The organism is Streptomyces sp. NPDC020747 (genome assembly GCF_044334695.1).
GTDB lineage: Bacteria > Actinomycetota > Actinomycetes > Streptomycetales > Streptomycetaceae > Streptomyces.
Genome location: NZ_JBIRTJ010000002.1, coordinates 560,941 through 576,250, shown reverse-complemented (window position 1 = coordinate 576,250; position 15,310 = coordinate 560,941). Strand labels below are relative to the sequence as shown.

Annotated in this window: 13 protein-coding genes; 7 read left to right on the top strand and 6 right to left on the bottom strand. The window is 72.4% G+C overall.

Translation table 11 applies throughout. The features are described from left to right. Positions 1-98: 98 nt before the first annotated feature. The 4 genes from ACH4YP_RS07650 to ACH4YP_RS07635 form a co-directional block, all read right to left on the bottom strand. Positions 99-1,571 carry a hypothetical protein gene (locus tag ACH4YP_RS07650; RefSeq protein ID WP_398489810.1) on the bottom strand — a complete coding sequence of 491 codons (1,473 nt, stop codon included), beginning with the start codon at positions 1,569-1,571 and terminating at the stop codon, positions 99-101. 86 nt (positions 1,572-1,657) lie between these two features. Continuing rightward, positions 1,658-3,493, bottom strand: coding sequence for a DUF3492 domain-containing protein (locus ACH4YP_RS07645; protein WP_398489809.1), 1,836 nt, complete (start codon positions 3,491-3,493; stop codon positions 1,658-1,660). A gap of 224 nt (positions 3,494-3,717) precedes the next feature. After that, positions 3,718-4,809: a DUF3152 domain-containing protein gene (locus ACH4YP_RS07640; RefSeq protein WP_398489807.1), complete on the bottom strand. Its 1,092-nt coding sequence runs from the start codon at positions 4,807-4,809 to the stop codon at positions 3,718-3,720. Between the two features lie 842 nt (positions 4,810-5,651). Further along, entirely contained in the window at positions 5,652-6,641 is a 990-nt protein-coding gene (locus ACH4YP_RS07635; RefSeq protein ID WP_361057396.1) for an alpha/beta hydrolase, read from the bottom strand. A gap of 222 nt (positions 6,642-6,863) precedes the next feature. Between ACH4YP_RS07635 and ACH4YP_RS07630 the strand changes: the two genes are divergently transcribed. The 4 genes from ACH4YP_RS07630 to ACH4YP_RS07615 all read left to right on the top strand — a co-directional run bounded on the left by ACH4YP_RS07630 (position 6,864) and on the right by ACH4YP_RS07615 (position 8,770). Next, positions 6,864-7,079, top strand: coding sequence for a hypothetical protein (locus ACH4YP_RS07630; protein WP_361057393.1), 216 nt, complete (start codon positions 6,864-6,866; stop codon positions 7,077-7,079). A 195-nt stretch (positions 7,080-7,274) separates the two neighbouring features. Then, positions 7,275-7,916, top strand: coding sequence for a TetR/AcrR family transcriptional regulator (locus ACH4YP_RS07625; protein WP_361057390.1), 642 nt, complete (start codon positions 7,275-7,277; stop codon positions 7,914-7,916). 176 nt (positions 7,917-8,092) lie between these two features. Beyond that, positions 8,093-8,320, top strand: a complete 228-nt coding sequence (locus ACH4YP_RS07620; protein ID WP_055610545.1) for a DUF3107 domain-containing protein — start codon at positions 8,093-8,095, stop codon at positions 8,318-8,320. A gap of 180 nt (positions 8,321-8,500) precedes the next feature. After that, positions 8,501-8,770: a hypothetical protein gene (locus ACH4YP_RS07615; protein ID WP_361057387.1), complete on the top strand. Its 270-nt coding sequence runs from the start codon at positions 8,501-8,503 to the stop codon at positions 8,768-8,770. Positions 8,771-8,891: 121 nt separating this feature from the next. Here the strand turns inward: ACH4YP_RS07615 and ACH4YP_RS07610 are convergent, their stop codons facing one another. Continuing rightward, entirely contained in the window at positions 8,892-9,629 is a 738-nt protein-coding gene (locus ACH4YP_RS07610; protein ID WP_361057384.1) for a ferritin-like fold-containing protein, read from the bottom strand. Positions 9,630-10,108: 479 nt separating this feature from the next. Here ACH4YP_RS07610 and ACH4YP_RS07605 point away from each other — a divergent pair, with 479 nt between their 5' ends. Together ACH4YP_RS07605 and ACH4YP_RS07600 are read left to right on the top strand one after the other, a co-directional pair. Beyond that, on the top strand, positions 10,109-12,640 hold the full coding sequence (locus ACH4YP_RS07605; RefSeq protein ID WP_398489805.1) for a DEAD/DEAH box helicase: 2,532 nt from the start codon (positions 10,109-10,111) through the stop codon (positions 12,638-12,640). Positions 12,641-12,962: 322 nt separating this feature from the next. Further along, positions 12,963-13,844, top strand: coding sequence for an alpha/beta fold hydrolase (locus ACH4YP_RS07600; protein ID WP_398489804.1), 882 nt, complete (start codon positions 12,963-12,965; stop codon positions 13,842-13,844). Between the two features lie 101 nt (positions 13,845-13,945). Here ACH4YP_RS07600 and ACH4YP_RS07595 read toward each other — a convergent pair whose 3' ends face one another. Continuing rightward, complete coding sequence (locus ACH4YP_RS07595; protein WP_361057375.1) at positions 13,946-14,848, bottom strand: NYN domain-containing protein; 903 nt, start codon at positions 14,846-14,848, stop codon at positions 13,946-13,948. Between the two features lie 214 nt (positions 14,849-15,062). Here ACH4YP_RS07595 and ACH4YP_RS07590 point away from each other — a divergent pair, with 214 nt between their 5' ends. Beyond that, positions 15,063-15,215, top strand: a complete 153-nt coding sequence (locus ACH4YP_RS07590) for a hypothetical protein (protein WP_007384531.1) — start codon at positions 15,063-15,065, stop codon at positions 15,213-15,215. Positions 15,216-15,310: the final 95 nt, after the last annotated feature.

The window sequence follows — 15,310 nt, the reverse complement described above, 5'->3', positions numbered from 1 at the left end:
GTTCTCCTTCAGGGTGTTGCCGTGGGTCGTGCGGAAGGCCCGCGGTGTCGGCCGCGCGGGAAGGGCGCTCGGCACGGAGGCCGGGCGCCGGGGGCGGTTCACGGCGTGTCGCCGTGTGCCGCGTGGGCCGAGGCCCGGGTGAGGGTCCTGGTCGCGTGGACCAGGAGGACGAGTGCCGCGCCCCCGCACACGAGGGCGGGGACGGATCCCGGCCCCCAGGCGGCGGCCACGGTCCCGACGGGCCGGGCCAGGAGCGGGCAGCCGGGCAGGCGGCCGGCGAAGACGCTCACCAGTGCCAGCGCCTCGGCGGTGCCCGCGGCAGCGAGGATGACGGCCGGAGCGTGCGTGTAGCCGTGCACGGTGAGCAGCCGGGCGAGCAGCAGAAGCGCGCCGAGGGCACCGGCCGCGGCGTACGCGGGAGGCTCTCCCAGCCATGCCCCGCTGCCGGCGAGCAGTCCGCCGAGGGCGCAGAGGAACAGTCCGAACACGCCCAGGAGCAGGGGCCTCACGGAGGAGGCGAACTCCTCCAGGCCCCGGCTGGTGGCGAGTCGGCGCCGGGCGCGTACGGCGAAGAGGTGGGCGCACCAGGCCGCCGGGACGACGGCCAGGGTGAGAGCGAGGACGGACGCGAGGGCTACCGGCCAGGGGCTGTCGGAGCCGCCGGTGGGCGGTCCGTGGGGCCCGCCCTCGATGCCCGCGGCGAGCAGGCCGTCGCCGAGCAGCGCGTAGGCGAGGAGCCCGCAGGTCCACACGCGTGTGGACGTGGTCGGGTGCCACGCGCGTGCGGCGCGCAGCGGGCCGCGGCGTACTGCCGCGCGCACGCCCAGGGAGATGGCGAACACGCCCACGACTGCCACCGCGAGTCGCGGCCGTCCCTCCGTGAGCCGAAGCCCGGTCACGGTCGCCGCGCACAGGGCGCCCGGCAGCAGGGTGAGCAGCGCCCAGTCGGCGCGCACCCTGGGGCTGTCCGGCGCCTCGGACCGTGGTGCCGTGTCACCGGCGCGGGGCACGCGCGCGTACATCTCCTCGGCGAGCGAGAACACGTCCCGGTGCCGGAAACGCGTGGCGGTCCGGTCGGTCACACCGTGTGCCTCCAGCCCCGCGGCGATCTCCAGCGGGTCCACCGCGCGCTCGCACAGTTCGCGGTGGCGGTGCATCAGGGCCTTCACGGGGTCGACGGCACCACGCCGCGCGGAGGATTTGCGGTCCCTGGCAACACCTCCCGCGGCGTAGGCGGACGCCTCGCAGACGGAGCCGGCCGGTGCGCTCCCGTAGGCGGAATCCCCGCGGACGGCGGAACCGGCCCCGCTCGCGTGAGCCGACGGCTTCCGCCCGGAGCCCGGAGCCACGCCCGCACCGGCACCGCCACCCACACCAGCACCAGCACCAGCACGGGAAACGGCATCCCACCCGAGCCGGGCATCCGCCACGCTCGACGCCCCACGCCGGGCATCCGCCACCCTCGACTCCCCCAACTGCACGTCCACCACGCGGACTTCTCCCGGCTGGACGTCGACCACCCTCGTCTCGCCCACCTCGGCGTCCGGGGTTCCCGGCTCGTCGACGCCCATCAGCCACTCCTCGGACCTTGGGTCCCAAGCCTCGGGGCCTTCCGGCGCCCGGGTTCCGTCCGCACGCCCCGTCCGTCGCCGTCCGTTCACCGCGCCACCTCCCCCGCAGGCACGGGCTCGCCGGAAGCGGCCCCCGAGGCGGCTCCGAGTGGGACACCCCGGACCGGCGGTCCCGCGGCCCATCCCGGACCGGGTCTGCCCGCGACCAGTCGGGTGCCGGAGTCGGCCCACCGCCCGGGCACATGGACCTCGGCCGGTATGGCGAACGGCAGGGGCTCGCCCGAGGCATCGACGACGACCCGCCGGACCGGACAGCGCGAGACGATCTCCAGGTAAATGCCGTGAAATGCCGTGATGTTCTGCTCGACGGTGAACAGTTCGAGCGCACGCGCGCGTGCCGCCGCGCCGAGGCGCGCACGACGCTCCGGGGTGCGCAGCAGGGTGACGCACGCCTCGGCGAGCGCCCGTGGATTGCGCGGCGGCACCACGAGACCCGTGCCGCCGATGACCTCCACGACCGCGCCGACATCGGTGGACACCGTGGCGCGTCCGCAGAACATCGCCTCGACGAGGCTGATCGGGAAGCCCTCGACGACGCTGGACAGGACGACGACGGCGCCCGCCTCGTACGCCTCCGGGAGCGTCGGCACCTCCGGTCCGCCGATCTCCTCGAAGGAGACGGGGTTGTCGCCGACGGTGTGCACGCCGTCCGCCTCGTCGGGGAAGAGCTGCGCGGCCAGCGCCCTGCAGTGCGCGAGATAGGTCGTGCCCTCCAGCCCCTCGGCCGGCGCGCCGACGATGCGCAACCGCGTCTTCGGCTCCTCCTTGCGGATCTCCGCGAAGGCGTGCAGCAGCGAGATCAGGTCCTTGGCGGGCTCGATGCGCCCGACCCACACCAGGGTGTCCGCGTCGGCGGCCCCTTCGCTCTCGCCCACGTCCGAGAAGCGGGACGCCTCCATGCCGGGATAGACCGTACGGATCCTGGCGCGGTCGGCGCCGCAGCGTTCCTGCCAGCGGCGGGCGTGTGTGTTGCCGGGCGTGATGATCTCGGCCTGCCGGTACGCCTCGGCGGCGAGCCGGCCGTGGAACGCGGCGAGCAGCGCCCGCGCCGAGGACGAGGCCGCCCGGCCCTCCAGATCCTCCCGCGCACCCAGATAGTGCGCCCGCAGCTGCACGCCGTACTCGGTGACCAGCAGAGGCACGCCCGTGAAGTGCCGCGCCAGCAGCCCGGGCAGCGCCGCCGCGCCGCCGGACGTGGCGTGGCACAGGTCGACCGAACCGAGGCCGTCGTCCTCGTACCAGTCGAGGGACAGCGGTCTCAGCGTGCGCTCCACCTGGGCGGCGACGGTGAGCAGATCGGGTACGCGTGCGCCGCGGGCGGCACGAAGTGCGCCGGGCGCACGGCAGGCGCGCTCCAGGGCGCGCACAGCGGTCTCGGAGCGCAGGGCGCCGACCAGTCCGCCCTCGTCCCGAGCGAGTTCCGCGAGCCCGTACAGCGCGCTGCCGAAACGGTCCGCCACAGCCGCGGAGGCACCCCCGGCCGCTCCTGCGGAACCGGCTGCCGCTCCAGCTCCCGCCGCTCCAGCGGCCCCGATCGACCCCTCGAACGCGGCGGACCCCACAGGCGCGTCCCCCGCGCACACGGCCGCCGCCAACTCCTCGTAACACTCGGCGAACCGGCGCCGCGCCCGTCGCCCGTAGCCGACACCGTCGTCCTCGGCGGTCCACAGCGGTGCGGTGCGTACGCGGCTGACCTGGGAGGGGAGCTCGATCCAGCCCTCGTCCTCCTGCTGCTCGCTGCGGCTGAGCGCGTAGATGTCGAACTCGTGCTGCCCGAGCCCGCGCACGAGCCGGTCGCACCAGAGCCTGGCGTCACCGCTCACATACGGATAGCCACCCTCCGTAAGCAGTCCGATGCGCACGAGCGCACCCCCGATCTCCCGTATGGGGAGCCGCCGTTGACCCGGCGGCTCGCAGCGGGACGAACGTATGCGGACATGACGGTGGCGCGATGGACGGTTGTCCATCGCACCACCAAAAGGGGTGAACGGTCGTAACTTTCCCGTGCGGGTCGCGTTCTGTCGCGCTAAGAGATCAACCGGACACGTCTCGTCATGGCACGGCCCCTACTCCCCGCGAAAGGCCGTCACTTCCCGGGGAACGCCCAGGGGTTGGGCCGGCAGCGGATTCCGTCGTGGTCGAGGAACTTGGTCTGCTGCTGCATGACGGGGGCGAGCGCGCCGTCGACACTGCAGCTCACATGGCCGAAGCCGAGCCGGTGGCCGATCTCGTGGTTGATCAGCATCTGGCGGTACGCGTACATCTTGTCGCCGTACGTCTCGGAACCCTGGGCCCAGCGGTACGCGTTGATCATCACGCGTTCGGTGGCGGCCGAGTCGCAGGAGACGTTGTCCTGGGTGGTGTCGAGGCCCGACTTGGCACACCAGAACGCCGTCGTTCCGGGACTTGCCAGGGTGATGACGAAGTCGGACTTCCCGGAGGAGACCCGCTCGAAGGTACGGCCGCCGTCGTGGGCCCAACTCCGGTCGTCGTTCAGGGTTTTCTGCACGGCCTCCGCGAAGAGCCCGCCGTCGAGGCCGAGGCCCTTCTCGACGTCGACGCGGTAGGTGTACTTCCGCCCGGTCCCGGGCGCCTTGTCGAACCCGGAGACCGCGTCGAACTCCCCGGAGCCCTTGAGATCGGCCGCCAGGGGATACTTCTTCGCCATCTGCTGGGCGTACGACAGCGTCACCGCACCCGCGCCCGCCGATGGGGACGGGACCGGCCGGCTGTCGGTGCGCGACGCCGAGTCCTTGGCCTCCCGGTCGGCGCCCTTCGCGGTCTGCGACCGTGCGGAGTCGTCCTCGCGCCCGCCGGTGACCTGTCCGGCCACGACGACGGCGAGGACGGTGGTGACGGCGGCGGCCGCGATGCCGGTGAAGGCCCGGCCCTTGCCTCCCCTGGCCTTCTCGGGCCGCTCGTCCGGGGGCTCCTGATCGCCCGGGGGCATCTTGCGCCCGCCCGGGGCCACCTTGTGCTCGACCTCGTCGTCCCAGTCGGTGACCGAGGCGTAGGGGTCCGCGCGAAGCGTCGCCGCGGCGGCCGAACGGGGCGCGAAGGAGCCGTCGCCCTGGTCGAAGGCGTCCACGTAGGCCTGCCGGGGTCCGCCGGATCCCGACCGGGGCGGCGCGAACCGCTGGCGGGGAACCGTCGGGCCGGGGCCGTCCCGCTGCGGCACGCCTTGACCCTGCCCTGGCCCGGGCCGCCCTGCCCCGGGAGGCCCTTGCGGGGACGCCTGGGGCGCTCCGTACCCGACGCCCGCCCGCGGCCCACCGCTCATCTCGCCCCAGGCACCGCCGGTTTCGCGCTGCTCGGGATGCCCGCCACGGACCCGGGGCACGCCGTGAGCGGGAGTGCTCTCGGGGTGACGCGGCATGCCACGGACCGGAGTCCCGTCGGGCAGCCGGGGAAACCCGTGCGCCGGAGTCCCGTCGGGCAACCGCGGAAAGCCATGGGCCGGGGTGCCGCCCTGCGGCCGCGGAAAGCCGTGGGCGGGAGTGCCGTCCTGCAAGCGCCCGTCCTGCGTCCGACCGTCATGCATCCGCGGAAATCCGTACGCCGGAGTCCCGTCGGGGAGGCGCGGAAACCCGTACGCGGGCGTGCCGTCGGGAAGCCGCCCCGCGGGCGCTCCCCCACCGGGCGTACCTCCCGCCTGCGGGCCGCCGGAGAACCGCGAAGGCCCCCCGGTCTGCGCGCCACCCGCGAATCCCGGGGCCCCGCCCGAGGTCCTGCCGGGGGCTCCGCCCGGAGGCATCCCGCCCCCCGACCGCGAAACTCCCTGTCCCGGCACGCCCTCTGGCCCTCGGGGTGCCCAGCCGTCGGGCAGCCGGGGCACGTCCTGGGCCGGTGTCCCGCCCGTCGGCGGCTGAGGAGCCTGCCGCTCGGCGGACCCACGTCGGCGCCCGGTCCGTTTCCTCTTCTCCGGCTCCGGTTCCGGCCGGGCGGCGGGAACCGCGTGTATGTCGGCGGTGTCGCCCTTGGGGGCCGGCCCGCGGCGGCTGTGACGTCCCACGTCCCGCCTCAGCTCCTCGCGCTGGTAGGGCCGGTGTCGGCCAACTCGCCGGTGTCCGCGAGGAGTTCGCGGAAGGCCGTGGCCACGGTCTCCGGGTACTCCATCATCGCCACATGTCCCGCGTCAGGCAACGTCAGCAACCGCGAGTCGCGAAAGGCGCATGCCGCGCGCTGGGCCATACGGTACGAGACGAGCTGGTCGCGCCCCCCGTAGACGAGGAGCGTCGGCGCGAGCACCCGCTCGGCCTGGCGCCACAGTCCGTGCTGGCCACCCAGTGTGTACGCGTTCACGATGCCACGTGCCGAGCGTGCCATGGCGTCCCAGAAGTAGGGGAGGGCGAGCCGCCGCTCCATCTCCTCGACCGCGTTGCGAAATCCCTCGGGCGTGACCATGCCGGGGTCGCCGTAACAGAGCGCCGTGACACCCCGTACGCGCTGTTCGGCCGACCAGTCCTTGGTGAACCTGGTGAACAGGCCCGCCACGCCGGGCAGGGCGAGCAGCGCCGTCGGCACGGCCGAGCGCTGCACCCGGATCTCCGGAAGTGCCGGCGAGACGAGGGTGAGCGTCCGGACGAGATCGGGCCGTACGGCCGCGACGCGCGTGGTGACGGCGCCGCCCAGCGAGTTCCCGAAGAGGTGCACGGGGCCGCGCTCGGCCGCGTCGAGAAAGCGGATGACCGCGCGCGCGTGCCCGGTCACCGAGTAGTCGCCGTCGTCCGGCGGCGGCGAGTCGCCGAAGCCCGGCAGATCGACGGCCTCGCTGTCCACGAGGCCGTCCATGAGGGGCATCAGCGCCGACCAGTTCTGCGAGGAACCGCCCAGCCCGTGCACGTACAGCGCCGGCGGCAGTCCCTCCCGCACCGGCGGTCTCGACCGGACCGTCAGCGTGATCCCGGGGAGCCCGACCGTGCGCAGCCGCTCCCCCGCGGCCACCCTGACGGTCCCGACCTTCGGAGCGACGGAAGTGGCCAGTACGGACGGCAGTTCGGTCGAAGACATGCGGCAATGTTACGAGACGATCACGCGCTGGATCGTGTGTTCGCAGTCACAGGGTCCGGTGTCGCGCGACGGGCCGGTCGACACCCCCGCGCGGCGGCCGGGGAACAGTCGGACGACGGCCCGATCGCATAGCGTCCCGATCTCGACTCTCATACGCTTCATAGACGAGGGCACTCGTTACTCGCACAAGAGCGCACTCGCACCCACTCGGGAAGAGGACACATGACCGTCGACCCCACCGACCCCGAGACCATCGAGGAATCCGACGACACCGAGATCGGTGTCGAGGCCCCCGAAGCCGACGCGGCCGAACAGCACGCGGACCTGGCACCCCACCGCGACGAATCACTGACCGACGCGGACACGGACAGCGCCAACGAGGCCGACCTCGCGGAACAGGCGAGAGTCGTCGAACTCGACGAGGACGACTACCGCTGAGCCGAGGCGAGGCGAACCGGGACAGGGTCGGAGAAGACCCGACCGCCCGGTATGCCCCTCCATGCAGGGTTATGCAGGGTTTTCACCGGCGTCCGGTCCGTGAAATTCTGCGCTCGCACCGCGCACACCACGGTTACCGAAAAGTACGATGGCCGCGCGGCGCTCACCGCAATGTGGACGATTTTGGGAGGCGGCGTGACAGCCATCGAGCAGACAGAGGCGGCACGCCCGCGGGGCACACGCCTGCCGCGCCGTGCCCGACGCAACCAGCTCCTCGGCGCTGCCCAGGAAGTGTTTGTCGCACAGGGATATCACGCGGCCGCGATGGACGACATCGCCGAACGCGCGGGCGTCAGCAAGCCGGTGCTCTACCAGCACTTCCCCGGCAAACTCGACCTCTACCTCGCACTGCTTGACCAGCACTGCGAGTCACTGCTGCAGGCCGTACAGGCCGCCCTGGCGTCCACCACGGACAACAAGCTGCGGGTGCGGGCGACCATGGACGCGTACTTCGCGTACGTGGAGGACGACGGCGGCGCGTTCCGCCTGGTCTTCGAGTCTGACCTGACGAACGAACCCGCGGTGCGCGAGCGGGTCGACAAGGTCACGTTCGAGTGCGCGGAGGCGATCTGCGAGGTCATCGCGGAGGACACCGGCCTGTCCGAGGCCGAGTCGATGCTGCTGGCCTCCGGTCTCGGCGGACTCGCCCAGGTGGTGGCCCGCTCCTGGCTGCACAGCGACCGCAGCGTGCCGCGCGACCAGGCGGTACAGCTGCTGACCTCGCTGGCCTGGCGGGGCATCGCCGGTTTCCCGCTGCACGGCAGCGAGTCCCACTGATCACGGGGATCACGGGGATCACCACGGGGGATCACCACCGACCGCTGCTTTGTTCCCGCCTGATGTTCGCTCCTGGCGTTCTCGGGCGGAGCATGTGCGTCCCCTCACCGGGCTAATGTGTGCTGCGTACGGCGCGGACGAACGCGCACATCAGTGACCGTCGGAGGGACATAGCCGTGGAGGTCAAGATCGGCGTGCAGCACGCGCCTCGCGAGATCGTTCTGGAGAGCGGTCAGACCCCGGAAGAGGTCGAGCGCGCGGTGTCCGAGGCGCTGGCAGGCAAGTCGCAGCTGCTCAGCCTCGTGGACGACCACGGCCGCAAGGTCCTGGTCCCGGCGGACCGCCTCGCCTACGTGGAGCTCGGCGAGCCGACGACGCGCAAGGTGGGCTTCAGCGCGCTGTAAGGCAACGGGAAGGGGCTCGGCGGCAGTTGCCGTCGAGCCCCTTTTCCATGCTCTCGCCCCAGGTGTCCGTGCTTCACGGATGGAGCACAACTCGCTCACAGAGGAGGATTGCATTCCGCAGGTCACGGGTATGACGGGCTACGACCGAAGTGCACACGGCCGTGCGGGAGGGACCCCCTGATGTTCTTGGAAGCGCTCGGCTCCGCGATCCTCGGTCTGGCACTGGCCTGGGCCGCCGCGTATCGCCTGCCGCACCGCCTGCCCGCTGGCCGCCTCGTCCTCGGGACAGGCGTCGCGGGAGGCCTGTTCGGCGCTTTCCTCACCCACACCGCCCTGGGCTCCGTCGGCTTCCTGCCCGTGATGCTCGGCGCTGTGGCGGTCTCGGCGGCGTCCGTCTCCCTGCTCCTGCGCCCCGCGGGAAGACTCGGCCGCCACTCGGCGACGGTGTGAGCGACGAGTCCGACGGTTCCGATTGGCTTTTAGGGGCGCGGGGCTGCGTCATATGCGGCTCCGCCGCGCACCCGCACCCGCAGAAACAAACGCCCCACAAAACGAGCCGGCGCCAAAAAGGCTAGGCGGCCAGCCCCAGCGCAGCCATCCGCTTGGTGTGCGCCTCGGTGATCCGCGAGAACATCCGCCCCACCTCGGCGAGGTCGAACCCGTCGGCCACCCCGCCGACGAGCATCGTCGACAAGGCGTCCCGGTCGGCGACCACCCGCTGGGACTGCGACAGCGCCTCACCCATCAACCGCCGCGCCCAGAGGGCGAGTCGCCCGCCCACGCGCGGATCCGCGTCGATGGCGGCCCGCACCTTCTCGACGGCGAACGACGCGTGCCCGGTGTCGTCGAGCACGGCCAGTACGAGTCCCCGTGTATCGGCGTCGAGCCGGGCCGCGACCTCCCGGTAGAAGTCACTGGCGATCGAGTCGCCGACGTACGCCTTGACGAGTCCCTCCAACCAGTCCGAGGGGGCCGTCTGCTTGTGGAAACCGTCGAGCGCGGCGACGAACGGCTCCATCGCCTGCGTCGGCTCCGCCCCGATCTCCGTGAGCCGGTCCCGCAGCTGCTCGAAGTGGTGGAACTCCGCCGACGCCATCTTCGCGAGCTCCGCCTTGTCCGCGAGCGTCGGTGCCAGCTTCGCGTCCTCCGCGAGGCGCTCGAACGCCGCCAGCTCCCCGTACGCCAGCGCTCCGATCAGGTCCACGACCGCGGCGCGGTACTGGGGGTCGACGGAGGCCTTGGCCCAGTCCTGGGCGGCGACTCCGGTGTGAGCGGCTGATGCGTCGGAAGCGTTGTCAGGCGTCGTCATGAAGCGCACAATAGCCCGCCCACCGTACGACGGAAGGCCCTGGTCAATCAGTGTGACGACGACTACGTGACCAAATCGGCCATCGCATATGCGCGATTCCGGGGTATGGTGGTAATGCGCTCGCTGAGTTGATCTACGTAACTCGACGGGCCGCACGAATGAGGATGCCCGGTCGGTGGCCCGATCGGCTCCGACCAGACAGCCCTCCACGTGGGTACGGCACATTGCGTACGACACCCGGAGGGAACCCTCAGCGGTACGAGAGCTCGAGCGTCGGCAGTGGTCCCATGCCACCCGGCCCGCTGGTCAAGAGCGGCCGACGTCCCCGGCACGGTCCCGACACGACCCCCGCGCTCGCCTCGCACCGCGTACACAGAAGAGGCAGCACCCTGACTACTTTCCGAGACCTCGGGATTCTTCCCGAGACCGCCGAGGCCCTTGAGGCGGTCGGCATCACGAGTCCCTTCCCCATCCAGGAGATGACGCTCCCCGTTGCCCTGACCGGCACCGACGTCATCGGCCAGGCCAAGACCGGCACCGGCAAGACGCTGGGCTTCGGCCTCCCGCTCCTTGAGCGCGTGACCGTTCCCGCGGACGTCGAGGCGGGCCGGGCCAAGCCCGAGCAGCTCACCGACGCCCCGCAGGCCCTCGTCGTCGTCCCGACGCGCGAGCTGTGCACACAGGTCACGAACGACCTGCTGACCGCCGGCAAGGTCCGTAACGTACGCGTTCTGGCCATCTACGGCGGCCGGGCGTACGAGCCTCAGGTCGAGGCCCTCAAGAAGGGCGTCGACGTGATCGTCGGCACCCCGGGCCGGCTGCTGGACCTCGCGGGCCAGCGGAAGCTCGACCTCAAGCACATCAAGTCCCTCGTCCTCGACGAGGCCGACGAGATGCTCGACCTGGGCTTCCTGCCCGACGTCGAGAAGATCATCAACATGCTGCCGGCCCGCCGTCAGACGATGCTGTTCTCGGCGACCATGCCGGGCGCGGTCATCGGCCTCGCGCGCCGCTACATGTCGCAGCCCACGCACATCCGCGCCACGGCGCCGGACGACGAGGGCCAGACGGTCCGCAACACCAAGCAGTTCGTCTACCGCGCGCACAACATGGACAAGCCGGAGATGGTCTCGCGGATACTGCAGGCCGACGGCCGCGGTCTCGTGATGGTCTTCTGCCGCACCAAGCGGACGGCGGCGGACCTCGCCGACCAGCTGCAGCAGCGCGGTTTCGCCTCCGGCGCGGTCCACGGCGACCTCGGCCAGGGCGCCCGCGAGCAGGCGCTGCGCGCCTTCCGCAACGGCAAGGTGGATGTGCTCGTCTGCACTGACGTGGCCGCGCGCGGCATCGACGTCGAGGGCGTCACGCACGTCATCAACTACCAGTCCCCCGAGGACGAGAAGACGTACCTGCACCGCATCGGCCGTACGGGCCGCGCGGGTGCCAAGGGCATCGCGATCACCCTCGTCGACTGGGACGACATCCCGCGCTGGCAGCTCATCAACAAGGCGCTGGACCTCGGTCTGAGCGACCCGCCGGAGACGTACTCCACGTCCCCGCGCCTCTACGAGGAGCTGAGCATCCCGGCGGGCACCAAGGGCGTCCTGCCGCGTGCCGAGCGCACCCGCGCCGGTCTCTCCGCCGAGGTGGTCGAGGACCTCGGCGAGACCGGCGGGCGTGGTGGCCCGCGCGGCCGCGGTGGCCGTTCCGGCGCCCCGGCCGCAGCTTCCGCCCCGGTCGCCGAGCGCGACCGCGAGCGCCCGGCTCGTACGCCGCGTCGCCGTCGCCGTACCCGTAACGGCACGCCGCTCGACGCCACGGAGCAGCAGACCACGCAGCAGATCACACCTGAGACCACCGAGTCGGCACCGGCCGCCGCAGCAACGGAGCCGCGCACGCCGCGTCGCCGTCGTCGTACGCGTGCCGGTGGCGGGTCGGAGGCGGCCGAGACGGCCGTCGCCACGGCCGAGGGCACGGTGGCGGACGCCGCGGAGCCGATCGCGTCGGCCGAGCCGGTCGCCGCGGAGCCCAGGTCGCGTCGCCGCCGTTCGCGCCGGACCGCGGAAGCCGCGCAGCCCGAGGTCGCCGTCGTCGAGGAGGCCCCCACGGCTCCCGCGGCCCCCGTCGCCGAGGCGGTCGAGGTGTCCGAGCCGGCGTCCGAGACCAGGCCGCGCCGCCGGACCCGCAAGTCCGCGACGGCCGCCACGGCTGCCGAGACCGCGGTGGACACCGCCGAGAGCACGGTCGTCGAGCCGGCGGAGGCCGTCGAGACGAAGCCGCGCCGCCGTACGCGGAAGGCCGCGCAGGCTCCCGAGGCCGTGGTGGAAGCCACTGTCGAGCCGGTGGAGGCCGTCGAGGCCAAGCCGCGCCGCACCCGCAAGGCGACGACCACGGCCGCCGCGGAGGCCGCCCTGGACACCGCCGAGGCCGCGGAGGCCAAGCCGCGCCGCCGTACTCGTAAGGCCGCCGCGTCCGTCGAGGTCGCCGCAGCCGTCGAGGCCGTCGAAGCCGCCATCCCGGCCCAGGTGGCCGAGGAGGCCCCCGTCAAGCCGCGCCGCACCCGCAAGGCCACCACGGTCGCGGAGGCCGCTGTGGCCGCTCCGGCGGACGAGGCGCCCGCCGCGGAGGCCAAGCCGCGTCGGCGTACGCGCAAGGCGGCCGAGGTCGCGGTGGACACCGCCGAGGGCACGACGGTCGAGGCGCCGACGGCGACGAAGCCGCGCCGCACCCGCAAGACCGCGGCAGCCGCGGAGGCCGCCGTGGACACCGCGGAGGCAGCCGAGACGAAGCCCCGCCGCCGCGCCCGCAAGGTCGCCGTCGCCGAGGCCGACATCCCGGCCCAGGCCACCGAGGCCGCCCCGGCCGAGGCCCCGGTCAAGCCGCGCCGCACCCGCAAGACGGCGGCCACGGCCACCGTCGCGGACGCTGCCACAGCCGAGGCCTCCCCCGAGGCCAAGCCCCGCCGCCGTGCACGCAAGACGGCAGCGGCCGCCGAGACGACGGAGAGCTGACGCTCAGCTCACACCTGACGGCCCGGTCCCCCTTCGGTGGGGCCGGGCCGTCGGCGTTCCCGTGCGCGGTCGCGGACCCGGCGTCGGGGTTCCCGGGCGGGGTCGCGGTCGCGGGCCTGTCGTCGATGCTCCGGTGCACGGTTGCGGGGCCCTCGTCGGCGCTCCCGCACACGACCGCGCGCCCGTCATCGACGTTCCCGTACACGACCCGCGCCCGTCGTCGGCCTTCCCGTGCAGGTCGCGGGCCCGTGTCCCCGGTCCGTCGTCATCCGGCCGCCGCCCGGCATGCCGCCCGAAAGGTTCCCCGGATAGCCTCCTCCTCATGAGCAGGCCCGCCACCTTCGTCCCGCCCCCCGGAACCCGCGCGTATCGGCTCGGCACCGCGCGCGGGGAGTTCGCCGTGATCGAGGCGGGCAGCCCCGAGAAGGGCACCGCGCTCCTGCTGCCGGGGTTCACCGGCAGCAAGGAGGACTTCATCTCGCTGCACGAACCGCTGGCCGCGGCCGGGTACCGGACCGTCGCCGTGGACGGGCGGGGCCAGTACGAGACGCCGGGCCCGACGGACGACGAAACGCCTTACGCGCAGGCCGAGTTGGCGCAGGACGTCCTCGCACAGATCGACGCGCTGACCGGCACCCCGACCGGCGGCCCGCAGGAGCGCGTCCACCTCGTGGGCCACTCCTTCGGCGGGCAGGTCGCCCGGGCGGCCGTGCTGCTGGATCCGCCCCGTTTCCGGTCGCTCACCCTGATGTCGTCGGGGCCCGCCGAGATCTCACCCTCCCAGCAGCAGCGTGTGAAGCTCCTGCGGGACGCGCTCGCGGTGATGGACATGGGCCAGGTGTGGGAGGCGATCCAGGCACTTGAACCCCCGGAGGACGCCGAGGGCGGCCTGGACGCCGGCCTGGACGCCCAGGACGACCTGAAGCACCGCTGGCTCGGCAACAGCCCGGCCCAACTCATCGCCGCGGGGCGCCAGTTGTGCGAGGAACCCGACCGCGTGGCCGAGCTGGCCGCCGTCCGGCTGCCCGTGCACGTCCTGTCGGGCGAGAGCGACGACACCTGGCCGGTGCCGCTCCTCGACGACATGGCCGTACGCCTCGACGCGCACCGCTCGATCGTCGGCGGGGCCGAGCACTCACCGAACTCGGACCGTCCGCGGGAAACGGCGGAGGCGCTCGCGGCGTTCTGGGACAGGCTGAGCTGACGCCCCACAAGCGGCGCGGGGCTGTGTCGGTATCCGCCTCCGCGCCCGGGCACGACCAGCCGCAGCCGGCCGCAGAGCTCCAGTACTGCCCGGCCGCGGCTCTAGTACTGCCCCTGCAAGTGCTCCCAGAAGCCGTCCCGCAGTGACCGTCGCAGGTCCGCCTGCCCCCGCAGCGAGTACTGCAACAGCCCCTCGGCCTCCACGAGCAGGTCCTGGTCGACGGGACCCGGCAGGTAGGGATGCCCGGGCAGCAGCTCCGCCAGCGCCTCACGCCCCCGCGAGGCCAGCCACTTCGCGGCGATCTGCGCGCCCACGAACCGCACGTCCTCGCGCGTGGGCCGGCCCGCCGCCGAGGTGTCGTACGAGGCGGCGGTGCGCCGGGCGACGTACGGCTTGAAGAACTCCAGGTCGAAGGTGCGCTGGCTGTCGACCTCCCAGAGCAGCGGCTCCGCCTGGTTGCGCCCCTCCGGCGCCTCGATGCCCCACAGGTGCACGCGGGCCCCGTACCCCTGCGCCGCCTCGACCGCCGAGACCAGGTCCTCGTCGCCGCCGATGAGCGCCGCGTCGCTGATGGCGCGGTGCCGGGCCAGTGACTCCAGATCGGTACGGATCAGGGAGTCGACGCCCTTCTGCTGGTTGTTGGCGTTGAGGTTGCCGAGGCGGACCTTCACGTCGGGCAGCTCGGCGATGGACTGCTGCTCCGCGGTGTGGATGCGGCGCCGCGCCCCGTCGTACCAGTAGACGCGCAGCAGCCTGCTGTCCGCGAAAATCGTGCGGGCCCGGTCGATGAGCGCCTCGATGAGTCCCTCGGCGTCCAGATCGAAGGCCCGGCGGTCCTCCGTCCCGGCGGCGAGCCGGCCCGCGGCCGCGTAGAGATACCCCGCGTCGACGAAGATCGCGTGGGTCGACGGTGTCTTCGCCACCTCGGCGAGCATGCGCTGGAGCAGCTCGTTCGTGCGGTCCATACGCGCACCGAGCACCGCTGGATCGAGGTCGTCATTCATATACGCCTCATTGTCGCAGGCGGTCACGGGACGAACACAACCGGTCCGGAAATCGATCTGAAGACTGGTCTGGTTACCGGTCGGATACCAGTCAGTAGTTAGCCGTTCGAAAAATTTCCTTAGCGTAGGGAATGTTTGTAACACGCATGCCGTTGGATCCCTATGTAACCAAGTAGTTCTCCTCAGGAGGATGACCAGACGAAGGGAGAAGCCTGTGCGCTTCGAAATCATGCGCCTTGACGACGTCGACGGAACCCCCGTGGACAGCACCGTCGTGGACGCCGCCTCCGTCAACCGGATCGTTCAGCAGGCCGCAGCCATCGGGCAGCGCCTCTGGATCCGCCCGGCCGACACCTCGGCTTCATAACACCGAAACGCTCGGCAGACCGGCACCGACCGGCTGACCGACAGACTTCAGAACCCCCGTACGGCACGACGCCGTACGGGGGTTCTGCGCTGTAC